This window comes from Chryseobacterium sp. Marseille-Q3244 (assembly GCF_940807095.1).
Taxonomy (GTDB): Bacteria; Bacteroidota; Bacteroidia; order Flavobacteriales; family Weeksellaceae; genus Chryseobacterium.
In genome coordinates this window covers 56,979-75,646 of sequence record NZ_CALNWX010000019.1, presented here as the reverse complement: position 1 = coordinate 75,646, position 18,668 = coordinate 56,979, and the positions used below count along the sequence as shown (strand labels likewise).

At 35.7% G+C, this 18,668-nt stretch carries 22 protein-coding genes; 16 read left to right on the top strand and 6 right to left on the bottom strand.

The window, feature by feature from the left end:
- Positions 1-6: 6 nt before the first annotated feature.
- From NBX25_RS22020 to NBX25_RS22000, 5 genes are all read left to right on the top strand, one after another.
- The gene (locus tag NBX25_RS22020; protein WP_502799806.1) at positions 7-540 is read left to right on the top strand and encodes a GNAT family N-acetyltransferase; all 534 of its coding nucleotides are present in this window, start codon (positions 7-9) and stop codon (positions 538-540) included.
- A 13-nt stretch (positions 541-553) separates the two neighbouring features.
- Positions 554-1,348: an NAD(+) synthase gene (gene nadE, locus NBX25_RS22015; RefSeq protein WP_123910591.1), complete on the top strand. Its 795-nt coding sequence runs from the start codon at positions 554-556 to the stop codon at positions 1,346-1,348.
- An 83-nt stretch (positions 1,349-1,431) separates the two neighbouring features.
- Positions 1,432-1,947, top strand: coding sequence for a ribonuclease domain-containing protein (locus NBX25_RS22010; RefSeq protein WP_250255428.1), 516 nt, complete (start codon positions 1,432-1,434; stop codon positions 1,945-1,947).
- 82 nt (positions 1,948-2,029) lie between these two features.
- Positions 2,030-2,650: a Zn-dependent protease gene (locus tag NBX25_RS22005; RefSeq protein ID WP_250255426.1), complete on the top strand. Its 621-nt coding sequence runs from the start codon at positions 2,030-2,032 to the stop codon at positions 2,648-2,650.
- Entirely contained in the window at positions 2,647-2,949 is a 303-nt protein-coding gene (locus NBX25_RS22000) for a barstar family protein (RefSeq protein ID WP_250255425.1), read from the top strand. The genes NBX25_RS22005 and NBX25_RS22000 overlap by 4 nt, the downstream gene beginning before the upstream one ends.
- A 532-nt stretch (positions 2,950-3,481) precedes the next feature.
- Here the strand turns inward: NBX25_RS22000 and NBX25_RS21995 are convergent.
- Positions 3,482-3,964, bottom strand: coding sequence for a cytidine deaminase (locus NBX25_RS21995; RefSeq protein ID WP_250255424.1), 483 nt, complete (start codon positions 3,962-3,964; stop codon positions 3,482-3,484).
- Positions 3,965-4,064: 100 nt separating this feature from the next.
- Here NBX25_RS21995 and namA point away from each other — a divergent pair, with 100 nt between their 5' ends.
- The 3 genes from namA to tssD all read left to right on the top strand — a co-directional run bounded on the left by namA (position 4,065) and on the right by tssD (position 6,028).
- The gene (namA, locus tag NBX25_RS21990) at positions 4,065-5,117 is read left to right on the top strand and encodes an NADPH dehydrogenase NamA (RefSeq protein WP_250255423.1); all 1,053 of its coding nucleotides are present in this window, start codon (positions 4,065-4,067) and stop codon (positions 5,115-5,117) included.
- A 34-nt stretch (positions 5,118-5,151) separates the two neighbouring features.
- Complete coding sequence (locus tag NBX25_RS21985; RefSeq protein ID WP_250255422.1) at positions 5,152-5,436, top strand: DUF2752 domain-containing protein; 285 nt, start codon at positions 5,152-5,154, stop codon at positions 5,434-5,436.
- Positions 5,437-5,623: 187 nt separating this feature from the next.
- The gene (gene tssD / locus NBX25_RS21980; protein WP_123910595.1) at positions 5,624-6,028 is read left to right on the top strand and encodes a type VI secretion system tube protein TssD; all 405 of its coding nucleotides are present in this window, start codon (positions 5,624-5,626) and stop codon (positions 6,026-6,028) included.
- Positions 6,029-6,097: 69 nt separating this feature from the next.
- On the opposite strand, the gene NBX25_RS21975 is transcribed toward tssD, so the two are convergent.
- The 3 genes from NBX25_RS21975 to NBX25_RS21965 all read right to left on the bottom strand — a co-directional run bounded on the left by NBX25_RS21975 (position 6,098) and on the right by NBX25_RS21965 (position 8,933).
- Complete coding sequence (locus NBX25_RS21975; RefSeq protein ID WP_250255421.1) at positions 6,098-7,891, bottom strand: endonuclease; 1,794 nt, start codon at positions 7,889-7,891, stop codon at positions 6,098-6,100.
- Positions 7,892-8,221: 330 nt separating this feature from the next.
- Positions 8,222-8,749: a DUF4136 domain-containing protein gene (locus NBX25_RS21970; RefSeq protein ID WP_123857238.1), complete on the bottom strand. Its 528-nt coding sequence runs from the start codon at positions 8,747-8,749 to the stop codon at positions 8,222-8,224.
- A 1-nt stretch (position 8,750) separates the two neighbouring features.
- The gene (locus tag NBX25_RS21965; protein ID WP_007842321.1) at positions 8,751-8,933 is read right to left on the bottom strand and encodes a C1orf53 family protein; all 183 of its coding nucleotides are present in this window, start codon (positions 8,931-8,933) and stop codon (positions 8,751-8,753) included.
- A gap of 41 nt (positions 8,934-8,974) precedes the next feature.
- Between NBX25_RS21965 and NBX25_RS21960 the strand changes: the two genes are divergently transcribed.
- From NBX25_RS21960 to hemL, 4 genes are all read left to right on the top strand, one after another.
- The gene (locus NBX25_RS21960; protein WP_123910597.1) at positions 8,975-9,301 is read left to right on the top strand and encodes a hypothetical protein; all 327 of its coding nucleotides are present in this window, start codon (positions 8,975-8,977) and stop codon (positions 9,299-9,301) included.
- A 166-nt stretch (positions 9,302-9,467) separates the two neighbouring features.
- Positions 9,468-10,376, top strand: a complete 909-nt coding sequence (locus NBX25_RS21955; RefSeq protein WP_250255420.1) for a 1-aminocyclopropane-1-carboxylate deaminase/D-cysteine desulfhydrase — start codon at positions 9,468-9,470, stop codon at positions 10,374-10,376.
- 15 nt (positions 10,377-10,391) lie between these two features.
- Positions 10,392-11,450: a glucosaminidase domain-containing protein gene (locus tag NBX25_RS21950; RefSeq protein WP_123910599.1), complete on the top strand. Its 1,059-nt coding sequence runs from the start codon at positions 10,392-10,394 to the stop codon at positions 11,448-11,450.
- Positions 11,451-11,526: 76 nt separating this feature from the next.
- On the top strand, positions 11,527-12,816 hold the full coding sequence (gene hemL, locus NBX25_RS21945) for a glutamate-1-semialdehyde 2,1-aminomutase (RefSeq protein WP_250255419.1): 1,290 nt from the start codon (positions 11,527-11,529) through the stop codon (positions 12,814-12,816).
- Between the two features lie 57 nt (positions 12,817-12,873).
- Here hemL and NBX25_RS21940 read toward each other — a convergent pair whose 3' ends face one another.
- Both NBX25_RS21940 and NBX25_RS21935 read right to left on the bottom strand, forming a co-directional pair.
- Entirely contained in the window at positions 12,874-13,227 is a 354-nt protein-coding gene (locus NBX25_RS21940) for a phage tail-like protein (RefSeq protein ID WP_123910600.1), read from the bottom strand.
- A 55-nt stretch (positions 13,228-13,282) separates the two neighbouring features.
- On the bottom strand, positions 13,283-13,636 hold the full coding sequence (locus tag NBX25_RS21935) for a phage tail-like protein (protein ID WP_250255418.1): 354 nt from the start codon (positions 13,634-13,636) through the stop codon (positions 13,283-13,285).
- 257 nt (positions 13,637-13,893) lie between these two features.
- Here NBX25_RS21935 and NBX25_RS21930 point away from each other — a divergent pair, with 257 nt between their 5' ends.
- From NBX25_RS21930 to NBX25_RS21915, 4 genes are all read left to right on the top strand, one after another.
- Complete coding sequence (locus NBX25_RS21930) at positions 13,894-15,228, top strand: amidohydrolase (protein ID WP_250255417.1); 1,335 nt, start codon at positions 13,894-13,896, stop codon at positions 15,226-15,228.
- A gap of 12 nt (positions 15,229-15,240) precedes the next feature.
- Positions 15,241-15,912, top strand: coding sequence for an ankyrin repeat domain-containing protein (locus tag NBX25_RS21925; RefSeq protein ID WP_123857230.1), 672 nt, complete (start codon positions 15,241-15,243; stop codon positions 15,910-15,912).
- A 396-nt stretch (positions 15,913-16,308) separates the two neighbouring features.
- Positions 16,309-17,154 carry an AraC family transcriptional regulator gene (locus NBX25_RS21920; protein WP_250255416.1) on the top strand — a complete coding sequence of 282 codons (846 nt, stop codon included), beginning with the start codon at positions 16,309-16,311 and terminating at the stop codon, positions 17,152-17,154.
- 80 nt (positions 17,155-17,234) lie between these two features.
- Positions 17,235-18,473, top strand: coding sequence for an amidohydrolase (locus NBX25_RS21915; RefSeq protein WP_250255415.1), 1,239 nt, complete (start codon positions 17,235-17,237; stop codon positions 18,471-18,473).
- The last annotated feature ends 195 nt before the right edge of the window (positions 18,474-18,668 follow it).

Genomic DNA, 18,668 nt, shown 5'->3' with positions numbered 1-18,668 from the left:
TAGATAATGATAACAATAAGACAAGAAGAAGTAAAAGATTATGAAGAAGTTTTTAAGCTTATAGAAGATGCTTTCAGGGATATGGAACATAGCGATCATCAGGAACATTTTCTTGTAGAAAAATTGAGAAAGTCTGAAGCATTTATTCCTGAACTGTCTTTGGTTGCAGAAGATGAGAATGGGCGTGTTGCCGGGCATATTTTATTTACAAAGCTTATCATTGAAAATGATTCAGAAATTTTTGAATCATTAGCTTTGGCCCCTGTTTCTGTAAAACCTGGGTTTCAAAATCAGGGAATTGGCGGACAATTAATTCGTGAAGGACATCTTATAGCTCAAAAACTAGGATACCAATCGGTGATTTTAATTGGACATGAAGAATATTATCCAAAGTTTGGTTACAAAAAAACAAGTAATTTTGGGATCTCATTTCCGTTTGAAATTCCGGAAGAAAATGGAATGGCCATTGAATTGGTAAAAGATGGATTAAAAAATATAAAAGGGAAGGTAAAATATCCCAAAGAATTTGGAATAGACTAAAAAAATATAAACGATGCAGACACAGAAAGTGATAGATCATATTGTTGGCTGGTTAAAAGATTATGCCACAAAAGCCAGAGTAAATGGATATGTAATTGGAGTTTCCGGAGGAGTAGATTCCGGAGTGGTTTCTACCCTGGCCGCAATGACCGGACTAAAAACATTATTGATCGAAATGCCAATCCGTCAGAAAGCTGACCAGGTAGACAGAGCACAGGATCACATGAATGACCTGAAATCCAGATTTCCCAATGTGGAAATCATGTCTGTAGATTTAACACCTGCTTTTGAAGAGCTTTATAAGACTTTTGACGTAAAAGATGATCTGTATCCGAATGAGAAACTGGCATTTGCCAACACAAGATCGCGTTTAAGGATGCTTACACTGTATTATTACGGCCAGATTAACGGACTTTTAGTGTGTGGAACCGGAAATAAAGTGGAGGATTTCGGAATTGGATTTTATACGAAGTATGGAGACGGTGGAGTAGACGTTTCTCCAATTGGAGACCTTTATAAAACAGAAGTGTATGCTTTAGCAAAAGGGTTGAATCTGATTAAAAGCATTCAGGAAGCAATTCCTACGGACGGACTTTGGGATGTAGACCGTACAGATGAGCAGCAAATTGGAGCAACGTATCCGGAACTGGAAAAAATTCAGAAAGAATACGGAAGCAAAACAGCTGAAGATTATGAAGGCAGAGATAAAGAGGTATTCCAAATCTTTGACAGAATGCATAAAGCAGCAAAACATAAGATGGATCCTATTCCGGTGTGTGATATTCCTGAAGATTGGAGAGAATCATAAATAAAATGTACTATTTAGCAATGTACCAATCATTGGTATATTGCTAGACTGATACATTGTTATATTAATATTATATTGTTACTATGAATAGTAAAATAAGAGCGGTATTTTTTATATGCTTGGGCCTTCTTTTCGGAATGTCTGTGATGTATATCTATAATAATTTTATTAAGAGTAAAGATCATTCATCCTCAGCTAAAACTGAGGCTGTAAGCTATGGAAGTACTTCCACAGAAGATCAGTATAATACCGGGAATTCATCAACACAGGTTTCTATTGAAAAGCTGACTGAAGAAAAAACGGTGATCAGTTATGTAAAACAAAACCACAGACTTCCGGATTACTACATCACAAAAAATGAAGCCAGAAAACAGGGCTGGAATCCTTCAAAAGGAAATCTTTGTGAAGCAATTCCAGGAAAAGCTATTGGCGGAGATAAATTTGGGAACAGGGAAGGGAGATTACCTGATGGAAATCAATATTTTGAAGCCGATGTTAATTACCATTGTGGTGGGAGAAATGCAGACCGGATTATTTATACCGAAAATGGAGATGTTTACCTTACCAAAAACCATTATAAGAGTTTTGAAAGACAGTAATTGTCACTGTGAGGAACGAAGCGATGACAGGATCTAAAGTAAAAAAGGATAATTTGTATTTAAACCAGGATAAGTAGTAATTTTGAAAAATAATAGTTTTGCTTATTTACTGTTTTTATTTCTGATGTTTTCATGCTCGGAAAAACAAGGGAATGGTAAAGCACAGAAACAAAAACCTGCAATAACCATACTCATTCAGCCATTCAGAGGTATACAATCTGAAAAAGTGAAAACAGTAGCTGAAGGGATTAAAAAAGTATATCCTAATGTTAAAGTTCTTGAAGCTATAGATTTTCCTGGAAATGCTTATTATAAGGAAAGAAACCGCTATAGAGCGGATTCAACGATTAAGTTTTTAAACACTAAGACCAGGGAAGGCTTTGTTACCATTGGACTCACTTCAAAAGATATCAGTGTGACCAAAGGTAAAATAAAAGACTTTGGGGTGATGGGTTTAGGTTATAGACCGGGAAAAGCTTGTATAGCATCAGATTTTAGGTTAAACAAGAAAAACTCAGATGAGCAGTTTTATAAGATCGCTATTCATGAGCTTGGTCATACTCAGGGGCTGCCACATTGCCCGGAAAAAATGTGCTTTATGAGAGATGCAGAAGGTAAAAATCCTACTAATGAAGAAACGGATTTTTGTAAGAAATGCAAAACTTTTTTAATCAGTAAAAATTGGAAATTTAGTTCAATATGAAGACAGTATATATAGATTTTACAGAAATAGGCGATTATGAGGATTTCTATGCTCAATTAAAAGAAAAAGTTCAGCTTCCTGAACATTTCGGGGATAACCTTGATGCGCTTTTCGATACCATTACCGGAGACCTTGAAATGCCACTTCACATTGAATTCGTGAATATGACGGTAGATCAGCTTGAAATTTTTGAAGACCTGCTGACAACATTAGAAGATGCAGAGGAAGAAGTTGAGGATTTCACTTTCAGCTACTATCTGGAGCAATATGAAGATGACGAAGACGAAACAGAAGACTAGTTGGTAATGTAAAAAGTAATAGGGTTGTTTTAGAAATAGAACAACCTTTTTTATTGTTTAAAGATTTGCTCAATCAGCAAAATCAGCGAGAGTTTTAAGTTATATGGAGAGTATTTTTAGGCAGATTAAGGGGGGGCACAAGTTTCTCTTTGATACTGTTTGTTGAAAAATGCCAGGGCGCAAAAAGTTTCAATAAAGTACTTCTTTTAAGGTGCAAAAAAAATAAAGATTTTCAGGAAACGTATATTTTGAGGAATAATATCTATGTACTTATGTAGTTAAAAAAATTAAACGACATAGGTACATAGGTTTCAGGCTACATATCATTCACGGCTATAGGAGTACAAACATGGTTGTATTAAATTTTAATGTAGATAAAATTTTAGGTATTAAAAATAAAAACCAACAGAACGACTGTTGGTTTTAAATTCAATATAACTCACCATAACATGTAAGTCCGTATTATTTTAAATATCACAGCAAAGCCAAATATTTACTTTAAAATCATACATTACAAATCTACAGGTTCACCTTATAAAAAGGTAGAATCAAAATAGAAAGGCAATAAATCCTTCACTGCATGAACTTTCACAACCTCTTCATTCATACTTGAAAAATAAAGGTCAATGTTTTCGTTTTGCTTGGTTTCATATTCTATTAAACTTTGACGACAGGCCCCACAAGGTGGAATTGGTGGGTTTTTTTCGTGAAATTCTTTAGGACCACCCACAACGAAGATCTTTTTTACCTTCACATTGGGAAAGTTGGCGGCTACCCAAAAAAGAGTAGTTCTCTCAGCGCAAAGCCCTGAAGGGAAAGCAGCATTTTCCTGATTGTTTCCGGAATATATTTCTCCGTTTTCCAACAGCACAGCACATCCTACAAAAAACTGAGAATAAGGTGCATAAGCGTTTGCGCGAGCCTCTTTGGCTCTTTCGAATAATTGTTTTTCTATATCGCTCAGTTCGCTGCCATTTTTAAAATATTCGTAACTGATCTGTATGTCTTTTTTCATATATTGTAGACTAAAAAAGGGGGGTAAAATTAGTTCTTTTTAATGAGGTGGGCAATATTTTATTCTTCCAATGAAAAGTTCAATTTTTTAAGACTATAAAATGTTATATACTTCAATACAATTCAGAAATATAGAACTGAAAAACCGCTGGGTAATGTCTCCCATGTGTATGTATTCATGCGAAAACGGAATGGCCAACGACTTTCATCTGGTGCATTACGGGAGCAGAGCACAGGGAGGAACCGGCTTGCTTGTAGTGGAAGCTACAGGAGTAGAACCGAGAGGAAGAATTACCAATCACTGCATGGGAATTTGGAATGATGAACAAGCAGAAAAGTTACAGCGAATAGTAGAATTTGTTCATGAAAATTCAGACAGTAAAATAGGAATTCAACTGGCCCATGCCGGTAGAAAAGGTTCCACATGGAATAATTTGCAGATTCCTATTGAAGAAGGTTGGGAAACCATTGCACCAAGCTCCATTCCTTATCATCCTTCAGAAAGAATTCCACATGCGTTGAGCACCGATGAGATAAAAGAACAGGTTCAGAATTTTAAAAAAGCAGCCCAAAGAGCAGTAAAAGCAGGTTTTGATGTTATTGAAATTCATGGAGCGCATGGCTATCTTATCCATCAGTTTTTGTCACCGTTATCCAATATCCGGACAGATGAATACGGCGGAAGCTTTGAGAACAGAATCCGTTTTCTCATGGAAATTGTAAATGCAGTGAATGAAGAACTGAATGAAAATACGGCACTTTTTGTAAGGATCTCCGGAACAGAATATGCAGAAAATGGCTGGGATATTCAGGATAGTGTAGCGTTGGCGAAAGTCTTAAAAGAGCATTCCGTTGACCTTGTGGATGTATCAAGTGGCGGGAATATCCACGGAGCAAAAATTTCAGTTTTCAACGGGTATCAGGTTCCTTTGTCTTCCCAGATCAAAAGTGAAGCTGGGGTAAAAACAGGAGCTGTAGGCTTAATTACAGAATTGGAGCAAGCTGAGACAATTCTTCAGCATGGAGAAGCAGATCTGATTTTTGTAGCAAGGGAAATATTAAGAAATCCCTACATTGCAGTTCAGGGAAGCTTTGAAATGAAAGAAGAATGCTTTTTCCCACATCAATATACCAGAGCGAAGATCTCATCATAACAAGATAGGAATACCATCATCCTAAAGAAAAGAAATGAATATAGAAGACTTTATGCTGACCTGCCCAAGTAAAAAATTTCTGGGGGTAGAATGTTTGGGTTGTGGCGCTCAGCGTGCCATTGTTTTGGTCTTTGAAGGGAAATTTTCAGAGGCATTTAAAATGTATCCTGCTGTATACACGGTATTGCTGTTTTTTTTCATTTTGGGATTAAGTTTTATAGATAAGAATAGAAGATATTCCCCTGTTCTTATGACCCTGATTGTCATCAATCTTGTCATTATGATTGTTTCCTATGTTTACAAACATTTCTTATTATAGGGAAGAGAAAAATGTAAATCAAAGTTCTTTTTTGAAAATTCTATAATTTTATAAAGTATGAAGTCGTAGAATTACTACAATTTTTAAAACTGTTCCCTCAAAACTTTTGATATTAGAACTTGAAGTCTATCTTTGTTATAGAAAATCCTTTAAACAGGGCTATCATTAATGATTTAAATTTAAGAATATGGCAGGAAATTCAAGAGGAATCTTAAAATTCAATGGAGGTGAAGGTCAGAAGTTATTAAAACTTAATTACAGCGTTTCAAGAGCTACTGACGTTTCAGGACGTGTAGCATCAGATCCGTCAAATGCACTGATAAAAGTAACCATCGAAGCAACAGAGAAATCTGATGTTCTGGAAAGTTTACTTAATAGCAAATATAAACCTACATCAGGAGAAATCAACTTCAATAAATCTCACGAAGAAGGTACATTAATTACCTTGAAATGGGAAAACGGATATGTTATTCAACATGAAGTAGACTTTGATGCAATAGACAGTAACAATATGCTGATTAGCTTTGTAATAAGCGCTGAAACCATTACTTATGGTAATTCTGAATATGCAGGACTTTGGCCAAGCAGCTAAATATTTATCTCTTAAAAATAAAAGACTGTCTTAATCAAAGACAGTCTTTTTATTATAAATATATTTGGATTATTTTACTAAAAACTGCAGTGTAGTTCCATCCAGTTTCAAAATATAAACTCCCTGATTAAGACTTCCGGTTCTGATTACATTTCCATTCCTGAAAGGTCTGTCAATTGTCTGAATAACTTTCCCCTGAAGCGTATAGATTTCAGCTCTTTTAATATCTTTAACTTCACCTTTTACAATGATCTCCTGATTGGTGATCGGGTTAGGAGTAATTTTAAAGTTTTGCGTGGTCTCTTGGGTAACACTTTTAGCTTGCCTGGCAGCAGAGTTTGAATAACATGTCCATTTCAGATCATCAACAGCCACTCTGTTGCTGGCTGAGTTATTTACCAGACTTACCGTTACATTTCCGGAAACATTAATATTATTAATAGTTGTTGTAGCAGCAGTCGTACTATAAGGAACCGTACCCACTGTTGTTCCGTTTACTTTTACATCAAGAACCCCGTTGCTTCCTGAAAATTTCAACTGTGTAGTTACTGTTAAAGAGCCAATTCCATTTGCCGAACTTCCGGATGTTAATGATCCATTTCTTACAGTAATAGCCTTATTATTGATCGTTTGGTCTGTTCTGGAATCTGTAGCAGTCCAGGAAATACCGCCATTGCTCCATGTTTTGGTGGAATAAGTAGAGCTTGCAGCAGGAATGGATTCGAAATTTTCATTGGCACAGTCTGTAGATGGATTAGGAGTTGACGTTCCTGTATTCGTTGTTCCTGAAACGGTAGAACTGTTGGACGATGAATTTCCAGCAGCATCTTTGGCGACAACATAAAAATTGTAAGTAGTTGAAGGATTTAATCCTGAAATCGTTGTAGAAGTTGAACTTATTGTAGTTTGCAGACTTCCGTTCATATAAACATTGTAAGCAGAAACTCCCACATTATCCGAAGCAGCATTCCATGTAAGAGAAATACTGTTGGATGTTTTGGAAGAAATGGCTAAACCTGTAGCAGTTGTAGGAGCTTGAGTATCACTGGTTGGTTGTTGAGATCCCCAGATAAGATTTACATAGCTTGGGTTATCAATGAAAGGATTTCTGTTACCCTGATAAGTATATGATGCATTATTCCTTTTAATTTCGGCTTGAGATACCGGATCTTGATTATGCCATGCTAAAAGAACATTCAATTCCCAGGTCTGAAGTCCGGGAAATGTAGAACTTCCCAGCATATTTCCTGAAGAAAAAGAAGAAAGCTTACTCTGATAACGCGTTACAAAATAAAAGATCATACGGGCAACATCCCCTTTAAACTCATCAATCGGCTCAAAAACGACCCCGGAATATCCTGAAGAAACAGAATTACCCAGCTTTGATCCATTCTTAGAGGTAAAAGTTGCACTTCCAACCTTTCCAAACGGATAATTACTTCTCATTCCGTTTACTTTGCCATCTGTAGCTCTGATAAAATGAATGTCAGCCACCATTGGTGATGCCTGATTAAATAAACTTTGAGGGATAATATGTTCTCTGTTATAACAGTTTCCTTCTGTAGAATAAGTTCCGCACTGGTTTGATCCTGGAGTATATTTATAGGGGTCAGCACCTACAGGTTTTTCTGAATAAATATCAAGGATGGAACCATCATTTTCGTAGTCTTTATCAATGTCGGTCGTTTTATAGGCAGTCCATAATCCATTGTAGCCTTTGTCCTGGTGTCCGCTGGTAATAATGCTACTCAAAGCAGTTTTAAGTGCAGCACCACTCAATCCATTGGCCGAGTTGTAGTATCCTGTAGGAGCCTGGGCATAGACAAGTCCCGAGAATACAGAGAATAAGATAATTTTTTTCATATTAATATAATTTCCCACAAGATTACTACATTTTCATGAATAAGAAATTACATTATTATTAATTTTGAATGTACCGCATTTAGCTTTCACCATTGAATGATAAATGATGATTGATTATGATAAATGATCTCCAATTAGTAAACATACATGATAGGAAATTTCTCAATCGCTTTCATCTTGGAGACATTTAATATTGTGATCCATAAACCTAAAACCTGTATTTCTGAACTTGTCCTTCGAATCTCGAAACTTATACTTGAATAACCCCGGTCATAAAAATAAAAAAACCGGCACAAAAGTACCGGCTTATATAATAATAGCTATAATTTTTTATTTTCTCTGTGGCGGATAATTTTTCATAATCTCAGCCAAAATTTCAGGAATCTGTCTCTGTTTAGATTTTGGAGAATCTACAGAAATTCCGCTTCCTATACCTTGCCAAACCAATTTATTGGATTTTGCATCAATAAGGTCAACGATTAAGGCGCCTTCATTATAATTGCTTGTCCACGTTCTGTTCATTCCAACACCCCATCCGAAAGGTCCGCCCCAACCCCACATTCCGTAAGGGGAAGAACTTTGTATATCCGTAATTTTTTTATGGTTTGCTTTTACGTTGATAATAAGATCAGGATTTTCTCCGGATTGAAGTCCTTTGCTTTGAAGTTGTCTCGAAAGCTCATTCAGAACTCTGTCTTTATCAATATCATTCAATTTTAGATCATCAATTCTTATTTTATAAGTTTTGTAAGAATTGAAATTGGCGGTTTCAGCATAATCTGAACGTACCTGAAACGGGCTACAAGAAGTTAAACCTAATGTAGCAGATGCCAACAAAATAAAAATATATTTTTTCATTTTATTTATTTTTTTTATCATTTTTAATGAATGTATCAGTCTTTTTATCGTACCCGTAAGGACAGTGTCTGCAGCCGCTTTTACAGCAATATCCTCTTTTCAGATGAAATTTTTCTGTAAAAACTTTGTATCCCTGTTCATTATAATAAAAGTCTTCACCTTCTTTGATGTCATAATGGGCCATAAGTTAAATGCAAAGTCAAAAAACTTTTTATATTTGTTAGTATGATAATTGTATGCCAAAAGCCATTAAAAAAATTAAAAATTAACGGCATTGCTCTTTTTCCCTTTATCTTCATTAGGAAACCCGAAGATAAGGAAAATAATACACTTATTAACCACGAAAAAATCCACCTGCGGCAACAGTTGGAAATGCTCATCATATTCTTCTACATTTTCTATGTTATTGAATATTATTACTGGTTTTTCAAACTAAAAGATGGCTACCAGGCATACAGAAGGATCTCATTTGAAAGGGAAGCCTATGCTAATGAAAACAATCTGAATTATTTGCGTAAAAGAAAGTTCTGGAACTTTAGGAAATATTTGTAAAAAACATCAATAGGGGTGGGTTTTAGCCCAACCTAAAAATTTAAATATATTACGCATCAGTACAACATCATCATCCGTGAAAACCTGTGCAATCCGTGGGAAACTTAATAATTAATCTTTTATTATTTTTGTACCCTATAACCCATGAGCAGTCTAAAAAACTAAAATGCTATTACAATTCCCAACAGAAACTATTTCTATTCAGGAAATCCAGATTCATAAAAATGTAACACTCTTCATCAAGAGAGAAGATCTTATCCATCCCCAGATTTCTGGAAATAAATATTGGAAGTTGTTTTATAATGTTAATCGTTATCTGGAAGGAAACCCTGAAAAACCTTATATTATTACATTTGGAGGAGCTTTTTCCAATCATATTGCTGCTGTTTCTGCGGTAGGTAATCTAGCGGGTATTCCAACATTAGGAATTATCAGAGGAGAAGAATTACAGGACAAATGGCGGGATAATCCAACTTTACTGTTTGCCAAAAGAAACGGAATGAACCTGAAATTTGTCACCCGTGAAGAATACCGTCATAAAGAAAAGCTGACAGAATTCCTGCAGCAGGAGTTTTCTAATGCTCTGGTTGTTCCTGAAGGAGGAACTAATGGAGAGGCCGTGGAGGGGGTGAAAATGATGCTCAATGAGCAAACAAAAGATTTTGACTATCTTTGCACCGCAGTTGGAACGGGAGGAACCATTGCCGGAATTTCAAAATTTTGTGAAGATAATCAGAAAGTTATAGGATTTAAGGTCGTTAACGATGCTTCACTTGAAAATAGAATATTTGAATTAACTTTGAAACAGAATTTTAATCTAATAGATTCATGTTTTGGAGGTTATGGTAAAATAAGTGATGAGAATATCCGTTTTATCAATGATTTCAAAGAGAAATACAACATTCCTCTGGAACCGATTTATACAGGAAAGATGATGCAGAAGGTTTTTGAATTGATTGAAGAAGATTATTTTCCTGAAAATAGCAGGATTTTGTGCTTTCATACTGGTGGATTACAGGGGATTGAGGGAGCTAATCTGCTTTTAGAAAAACAGAATAGAAATTTAATTATATAAGTAAAATTGAAAAACATGAAAAGACTTTTTCTATCCATAAGCCTTTTAGTTTTATCAAAATTTTCTGCCCAGAGTTGGGCAACCGAAGATCAATACATCCAAAAATTTGCTAAATATGCAGTAGAGGAAATGGAAAAATATAAAATTCCTGCTTCTATTACTCTTGCGCAAGGACTTCTTGAAACAGGAGGCGGGCAAAGCAGGCTGGCACAGGAAGGTAAAAACCACTTCGGAATCAAATGTAAAGAAGATTGGACCGGTAAAACAATGAAACATACAGACGATGCTCCTAATGAGTGCTTCCGGGTGTATGACGATCCAAGACAATCTTACGAAGATCACTCTATATTTTTATCTACCAGAAAATATTACGCTAATCTTTTCAACCTGGATATGAAGGATTACAGAGCGTGGGCATATGGCTTAAAAAAGGCCGGATATGCGACCAATCCTCGTTATGCTTCCATTCTGATCACCAAAATTGAAAAGTATAAGTTATACGAATACGACAACACCAGTTCTAATGAAGTGTTGTATGCTGTTCTTAAAATGTACCCGGATCTGAAAGATGACAGAACTTTTATGGCACAACTGGAGCCTTCAAAAGCGACAAAGAAAGCCAAAGAGCCGGTGACCGTAGAAGTTCCTTATAAGCAGACTTCTTACGCACAGCAACAGAAAAGAGTGGAGAGAATCAAAACAAAAGCTGAGATTTTGAATTCTATTCTTATCAAAAGTCACCCGAACGACGGGCTGAAATATATTATCATTCCTGAAGATACCGATATTAAATTCATTGCTAATAAATTCAAGGTCAGCGAAAGTCGCCTGATGAAATGGAATGAACTGGACAATGAAACATTGAAGAAGAATGATATCGTTTTTCTTGAATCTAAAAATTCATCAGGAAATACAGCCACTTATAAAGCCGTATCTGGAGAGGATATGCATGATATCGCCCAGAAATTCGGAATCAAGTTACATAAATTATACGCTAAAAACAGAATGGATGAAGGACAGCAGCCATCTGCAGGACAGCTGATTTATCTGATTGATAAAAAACCAAGAAACTAATTTTAAATTTTTTGTTGAGAGTTTATTGTTGACACTTAACCGCCAACCCGTAACTGTCAACCAACGACAAATATATATGAAGTATCAAAGAAGTTCGGCTTTATTTGATGAAGCCTACAAATACATTCCGGGAGGAGTAAATTCTCCGGTAAGAGCATTCAAATCAGTGGGAGGAGTTCCTGTTTTCATGAAATCTGCAAAAGGAGCTTACCTTACCGATGCTGATGATAATACGTATATCGATTACATCAATTCATGGGGACCTGCTATTTTAGGTCATACGCATCCTGAAGTACTGGAAGAACTGAAAATCCAGGCAGAAAAAGGATTCTCTTTCGGTGCTCCTACAGAACTGGAAACTGAAATTGCTAAATTCATCATTGAAAACGTTCCGAATATTGACCAGATCAGAATGGTTTCTTCAGGAACGGAAGCGTGTATGAGTGCTGTAAGACTGGCAAGAGGCTATACTAAAAGAGATAAGATCGTAAAATTTGAAGGCTGCTATCACGGGCATTCGGATTCATTCTTAATTAAAGCGGGAAGTGGAGCTGCCACCTTTGGAAATCCAAATTCTCCAGGAGTAACAGAAGGTACCGCAAAAGATACTTTATTAGCTCGTTATAATGATTTTGAACAGGTTCAGGATTTATTCCGTCTCAATCCGGAAGAAATTGCTGCTGTAATTATAGAGCCGGTTGCAGGAAATATGGGATGTGTATTGCCTGAGAATGATTTCTTACAAAACTTAAGAAAGATCTGTGATGAAAACGGAGCTTTATTGATTTTTGATGAGGTAATGACTGGTTTCAGATTAGCATTCGGTGGAGCACAGGAGCTTTTCAATGTAAAGGCTGACCTGGTAACGTATGGAAAAGTAATCGGAGGTGGACTTCCAGTGGGAGCTTTTGCCGGAAGAAACGAAATTATGGATCATCTGGCTCCAAAAGGTGGTGTATATCAGGCTGGAACATTAAGTGGAAATCCGTTGGCGATGAGAGCAGGATTAAAAACGCTTCAATTGATTAAAAACGATGCTGAATTTTTCAACAGATTAAGCAAAACAACCCAAACCTTAGATCTTGAAATTGGAAAGATTTTAAATGAAAAAGGAATTGCTCATAAAATCAACAGAAAAGGATCTATGATGTCTGTGTTCTTCCATACCAACAGGGTTTCAAACTTTGATGAGGCACAGGAAGCAAATCATTCATTGTTTAATAATTTCTTCCATCAGATGCTTCAAAATGGAGTATATCTGCCACCAAGTGGTTATGAAACATACTTTATCAGTGATGCGATCAAAGAAAAAGAAATTGATATGACGCTGGAAGCCGTAAGAAAATTTGAATATTCTAATTTATAAATAACAAGAGACTGTCTTAAAAGGCAGTCTCTTTTTTTGTATCAAGAATTAAATTTATTAAGCCAAACCATAGCAGAGTAAGCACATCCATCGTCCTTCATGATTCGCCTCATCAGCATCGAAAATATAAAGACCTTTACTTTGTATATGTTCTCTTTGGCTAAGTGCGTCTCCTTCAGAAGCATCCGTAATATATATTAGGGTGCCATCCTGCTCTTTTCCATATAATGAGTTTCCTTTAGCCGTAAGTTCTGCACGGGTTAATCGGGGAGGTAATAATCCATCAATGGTTAGGACATCTTTTTTGGCAGTAACGTCAAGGGTCGCTTTAGGGGTTTCTGTATTGATTCCTGTTTGGGCAAATACAACAGAAGTTACACATATCGAAATAATGCTAATTAATTTTTTCATATATTTTTTCAAAGGTAAATTTAAAATCCAGTCTCTTTTTTATTTATTAATTTGATTAAAGAAAAGCGTAACAATATAGGCACATCCATCTTCCTTCATTGTTGGAAGCTTCCGCATCAAAGATATAAAGTCCCTTACCTTCAATATATTCTCTTTGGCTTTGTCGATCTCCTCCGAAAGCCTCCGTAATATATATTATGGCACCATCCTGTTCTGTTCCATATAAAGTATTACCTTTCTCTGTAAGTTCTGCACGCGTCAATCTTGGAGGTAATAAGCCTTCAATTGCTAAAGCGTTTTTTTTTGCGGTAACATCCAAGGTTGCTTTAGGATTTTCAGTATTAATACCTACTTGAGCAAACGCAATAGATGTGATACCTATTAAAATCAAGCTAATCAATTTTTTCATGTTTTTTTTCTTACAAATATAAATTATACAAAAAAAATAAAGTTCATGTTTCATTACTTGAAATGTATTAAAGAGACTGATTTATAGTGTAATGATATGTATATAAGAAGATATTTTGGTGAGAAAATAATTAATAATGTATTATTATAGAGATTTTTATTACAGTGATAAAAAAGTATAAATTATACAGATTTTGTAATAAACTATACACTTTGTTCAGAACACTTCTTTTTAATTTTGTCATAAATAGATTGGAAATGAAGACTTCAGACAAGAATATGTCCCGCAAGGATTTTATCAGAAATTCAGCACTGGCAATGGCAGGATTAACTTTAATACCTAATATCATGACAGCATCCCCTTTTTTGGATGAGAAAAACAGTTTAGCAAAAGGAAAATTGAGCCTAAAAAATGTTCGTTTAGAAACTGGTTTTGAATATGACGAAGGAGAAGTTTCCGCCACAAAGACTGATCTGTTTTATGTAGAAGTTGAAAATGGGAAAATCTCTAAAATTACTGCAAACCAACCTAATGCAAAGGCTATAGATGCGAAAGGTTTATTAATGCTTCCCGCCTTTAAAGACATGCATATCCATCTGGATAAAACATTTTATGGAGATAAATGGCAGGCTGTAAGGAAAAGAACCGGTGGAATAAAAGGGATGATTGAGCTGGAGCAGAAAATGCTCCCCGAAATGCTGAAAAAATCAACATTCAAAGCTGAGAAAATGATTGAATTATTGCAATCAAAAGGAACATCTTATGCCAGAAGCCATGTGAATATTGAACCTATTTCAAAGCTTCAGTCTTTAAAAAATCTACAGAAAGCTTTAGAAAATAAAAAGGAAGGTTTCGGAGCAGAGCTGGTGGCTTTTCCGCAACACGGAGTATTTTATACAGATTCGGCACCGTATTTGACAGAGGCTGCGAAGATGGATATTGATTTTATTGGTGGAGTAGATCCTTTCAATGTCGATGGGAATATTGAAAAAGTAATGGATTTTACAGTTCAGCTAGCTTTAGACCATAAGAAAGGAATAGATATTCACCTCCATGAAACGGGAGATTCCGGATTGAAGACGGTAGAATATCTGATAAAAAAAGTAAATGAAAACCCTTCTTTAAAAGGGAAAACATACTTGAGCCATTGTTTTATACTGGCGAAATTAGATGAAACAAAGCAGGAAGATATTGCTGCAAAACTGGCCGATGCACAGATTGGAGTTGTTTCTACTATTCCTTTCGGAAGACTGATTATGCCAATTCCTACTTTATACAAACATAAGGTAACGGTACTGACAGGAAATGACAGTATTGTAGATCATTGGAATACTTTTGGAACCGGAAGTGTACTTCAGAAGGCCAATTTAATGGCACAGCTGTACGGATATTCAACTGAATTTTTATTATCAAGAAGTTTAAAACTGGCAACCGGAAATATTCTTCCATTGGATGATAAAGGAATTCAGCAATGGCCTAAAACAGGTGATAAAGCAGATTTTGTTTTACTGAATGTCAGTTGTTCTGCGGAAGCGGTATCAAGAATCTCTAATGTTGAATCATTGGTATATCAGGGAAATGTAGTTTTTTAAATTTAATTTAAAATGAAGAAAATATTGGTATTTCTTTTAGCATTCGGGAGTCTGAGTGCCTGTCAGGAGAGATCCGGGAATTTTTCAAATGAGAATATCATGCAGGAAAAAGACATCATCAATCAGGTAAAGAAGAATAATATTTCTGCTGTTAAATCTGCTTTGGAAAACGGAACAGATGTGAACACACGAGATGGAAAAGGCCGTTCTCTATTGCTGATCGCAACCGTAGAGAAACAAACCGAAATGGCAAAGCTGTTGGTTTCCTATAAAGCAAATGTTAATCTTCAGGATAACCAGTTAGACAGTGCATTTTTATACGCCGGAGCAAGCGGACAAACGGAATTGGTAAAGCTATATCTTGAAAATGGAGCCCGTTTCGATTTGTTTAATCGTTATAATGGAACAGCTTTGATTCCTGCCTGTGAACGTGGGTATGTGGAAACCGTGAAGGTGCTCGTTAAAACAAAAGGTTTTCCGGTCAATCATGTGAACAAATTAGGCTGGACAGCTTTAATGGAAGCGGTAATTCTTGGAAACGGAACCCAAAAATACCAGGAAATTGTCCAGATCCTGAAAGATCATGGAGCAGATCTTACGATTCCTGATCATGCAGGAAAAACACCTTTACAACATGCCGAATCATTAGGCTTTAAAGAAATAGCTATGATCCTGAAATCATAAAAAATAATATTTACAGATTATAAAAGTGGTATTAAATTTTATCGGAGATAAAATCTTTGCGCCTTAAATACGGCATCATGAACTAAACCTTAGCGCCGTTGCGATTCCCAACATTTGCTTTTAAGTATTATCACCTATGTACCTATGGGTTGAGAAATAATTTTTGTTACCATATAGGTATATAGATTAATTACAAATGAATTATTGATGGTGGAAGTATAAGATTTTTCATCTTATTGGAAATGATCTAGAGATGTTTCAATAGTAAAGAATCATAAAATTCAGATATATAATTGAGTTGGTGTTTTAGCCACAAAGGATACTTATACTTCTTTTGTGGCTATTTTAATTTTTTCTCACATAAATTTTATTAATTTTAGAAGAAATTCAGGTAGCGTGAATTATCATACAGATCATTTTCCCATTTTAGGAATTCAGGAGTTTAGCGAGAACCAGCTTAGTGGCTGTCATTTGCTGTTTAATGAACTCTATGGGGCACGTTCCATTGATGATCCCCATAAACATGATTTTTTTATCATCAATCTTTTTGAACATGGAGTAGGTTCCCACACTATAGATTTTACGGAACATCAGGTAAAGGATTATCAGATTCATCTTGTTTTTCCGGATCAGGTACATCAATGGGTGATTGAAAAAGAGACGGTAGGCTATCAATTGATGATTAGCAGGGATTGGTTTGAAAGTTTTTTGCCATCACTGAGATTTTCAGCTTCTTATTATCAGAATCATCCTGTAATTAATCTTTCCCAAGATGTTTTTAAAACCTTCCTGTATGAATTTCAGGCCATTCAAAAAGAATTGAGTAGTGAAAACATATTTTGGGAACTGATCAAAAGGAGAAGTGAGCTGATTGGTTTATTGGTGAGCCAAACTGTGGAAGGCGCTTTTAAGGATTTTGAAGTTTACAATTCAAATCCCATTATTTCTAAATTTTTACACCTGATTGATGAACATTTCAGAACTGAAAGATCTGTTTCCTTTTATGCAGATAAACTAAATATTTCTGCCAATTATCTGAATATCGTCTGTAAAAAAAATCTCAATGCTTCTGCATCATCTCTTATTCAGGATCGTATTTTACTGGAAGCAAAGCGTCTTTTGAAAGTTTCGGAAATGTCTGTAAAAGATATTGTGTATGACTTGGGTTTTTACGATCATGCCAGTTTTTCGAAATTCTTTAAAATGCAAACGGGAATGACGCCATCTCAATTCAAGGAATAATTTATACAAAACAAGACATAATTGATACACCGGTTTTCATAAGAAGCCGGTGTAATTTTGTAGGGTTAAAATATTAAATCATGCAATTTCCCTATCAATTAACTGCAAAAGGAAACTATTCCCTTAAAAATGTCCGCCTGGAAACAGGTTTTGAATACGAAAATGAAGAGGTTATCGGAACAAGAACAGACCTTTTCAGTATCGAAATTGAAAATGGAAAAATTAAATCGGTAAAGACTAATGATCCAGCTTCCAAAGCTATGGATGCCAAAGGGTATCTGATGCTTCCTGCTTTCAGGGATATGCACATTCATCTGGATAAAACTTGGTATGGTCTTCCCTGGCAGGCACTTTCTTCTAAAAGAAAAACGGTAAAGGATATGATCGCTTATGAACAGGAGATCATTCCTGAGCTATTAAAAACTTCAGTGGAAAGGGCGGAACAGCTTATCAGTTTACAACAGCATTATGGGACTCATTTTGCAAGAACCCATTTCAATATTGATCCTACCTCAGGATTAAAATCATTGGAACATTTAGAACAAGCGCTTCAAAATAAAAAAGATTCCTTTAAAGCAGAGTTGGTTGCATTTCCACAACATGGGGTGTATTATACAGAAACAGCTCCTTTAATGAAGGAAGCCGCAAAATTAAAAAGTGTAGCTTTTATTGGCGGAGTAGATCCGTTTAGCCTTGATGGAAGTATTGAAAAAGTAATGGATTTTACAGTGCAGCTGGCACTGGATCATAATAAAGGAATTGATATTCACCTGCATGAAGTAGGAGAGTCCGGAATGAAGACGATCAACTATCTGATTGATAAAACGATTGAAAATCCTGCACTTCAAGGGAAGACATTTGTAAGTCATGCATTTGCATTGGCTCATCTTTCTCCAAAAGAGGCAGAGGAAATTTCAGAGAAACTGGCAGCCGGAAAAGTAGGAATCGCTTCATCAGTACCCTTTAAAAAGACCATCATGCCAATCCCAACGTTGAAAAAATATGGTGTAAATGTTTTGATCGGGAATGATAATGTACAGGATTTCTGGAGTACTTTCGGATCCGGAAGTATGTTACAGAAAGCCAATCTGATTGCAGAACTCTATGGTTATGCTACTGAATTTGCCTTGTCAAGAGCATTACAGTTTGCGACTCAAAGCATTGTTCCTTTGGATGACAAAGGAAATCAGCAGTGGCCTAAAGCGGGGGATGATGCCGCAATTGTTTTAGCAGACGCTTCATGTTCTGCTGAAGCTGTTTCCAGAATATCTAAAATAGAAGCCCTGATGCACGACGGGAACCTGTTCTGGAGAAGTTAAATAGAATGTATATATATTTTTTATACACTTGTTTTTTGTGAATCAGCCACCGGGATTTCCGGTGGCTGTTTTTATTGATATCAATATCAAAAAGGGCTGGGCTTTAGTCAAAACTTAAAATCAGAAGGTTAATAGGTTAGTCAAACCATTATTTTTATAGTTACAAAAGATAAGGTTGAGGCTTTACATGTTAAA

Coding starts and splice junctions, on each gene's coding strand:
- NBX25_RS22020 (WP_502799806.1), top strand. CDS start 7: ATGATAACAATAAGACAAGAAGAAGTAAAAGATTATGAAGAAGTTTTT.
- nadE (WP_123910591.1), top strand. CDS start 554: ATGCAGACACAGAAAGTGATAGATCATATTGTTGGCTGGTTAAAAGAT.
- NBX25_RS22010 (WP_250255428.1), top strand. CDS start 1,432: ATGAATAGTAAAATAAGAGCGGTATTTTTTATATGCTTGGGCCTTCTT.
- NBX25_RS22000 (WP_250255425.1), top strand. CDS start 2,647: ATGAAGACAGTATATATAGATTTTACAGAAATAGGCGATTATGAGGAT.
- NBX25_RS21995 (WP_250255424.1), bottom strand. CDS start 3,964: ATGAAAAAAGACATACAGATCAGTTACGAATATTTTAAAAATGGCAGC.
- namA (WP_250255423.1), top strand. CDS start 4,065: ATGTTATATACTTCAATACAATTCAGAAATATAGAACTGAAAAACCGC.
- NBX25_RS21985 (WP_250255422.1), top strand. CDS start 5,152: ATGAATATAGAAGACTTTATGCTGACCTGCCCAAGTAAAAAATTTCTG.
- tssD (WP_123910595.1), top strand. CDS start 5,624: ATGGCAGGAAATTCAAGAGGAATCTTAAAATTCAATGGAGGTGAAGGT.
- NBX25_RS21975 (WP_250255421.1), bottom strand. CDS start 7,891: ATGAAAAAAATTATCTTATTCTCTGTATTCTCGGGACTTGTCTATGCC.
- NBX25_RS21970 (WP_123857238.1), bottom strand. CDS start 8,749: ATGAAAAAATATATTTTTATTTTGTTGGCATCTGCTACATTAGGTTTA.
- NBX25_RS21965 (WP_007842321.1), bottom strand. CDS start 8,933: ATGGCCCATTATGACATCAAAGAAGGTGAAGACTTTTATTATAATGAA.
- NBX25_RS21960 (WP_123910597.1), top strand. CDS start 8,975: ATGATAATTGTATGCCAAAAGCCATTAAAAAAATTAAAAATTAACGGC.
- NBX25_RS21955 (WP_250255420.1), top strand. CDS start 9,468: ATGCTATTACAATTCCCAACAGAAACTATTTCTATTCAGGAAATCCAG.
- NBX25_RS21950 (WP_123910599.1), top strand. CDS start 10,392: ATGAAAAGACTTTTTCTATCCATAAGCCTTTTAGTTTTATCAAAATTT.
- hemL (WP_250255419.1), top strand. CDS start 11,527: ATGAAGTATCAAAGAAGTTCGGCTTTATTTGATGAAGCCTACAAATAC.
- NBX25_RS21940 (WP_123910600.1), bottom strand. CDS start 13,227: ATGAAAAAATTAATTAGCATTATTTCGATATGTGTAACTTCTGTTGTA.
- NBX25_RS21935 (WP_250255418.1), bottom strand. CDS start 13,636: ATGAAAAAATTGATTAGCTTGATTTTAATAGGTATCACATCTATTGCG.
- NBX25_RS21930 (WP_250255417.1), top strand. CDS start 13,894: ATGAAGACTTCAGACAAGAATATGTCCCGCAAGGATTTTATCAGAAAT.
- NBX25_RS21925 (WP_123857230.1), top strand. CDS start 15,241: ATGAAGAAAATATTGGTATTTCTTTTAGCATTCGGGAGTCTGAGTGCC.
- NBX25_RS21915 (WP_250255415.1), top strand. CDS start 17,235: ATGCAATTTCCCTATCAATTAACTGCAAAAGGAAACTATTCCCTTAAA.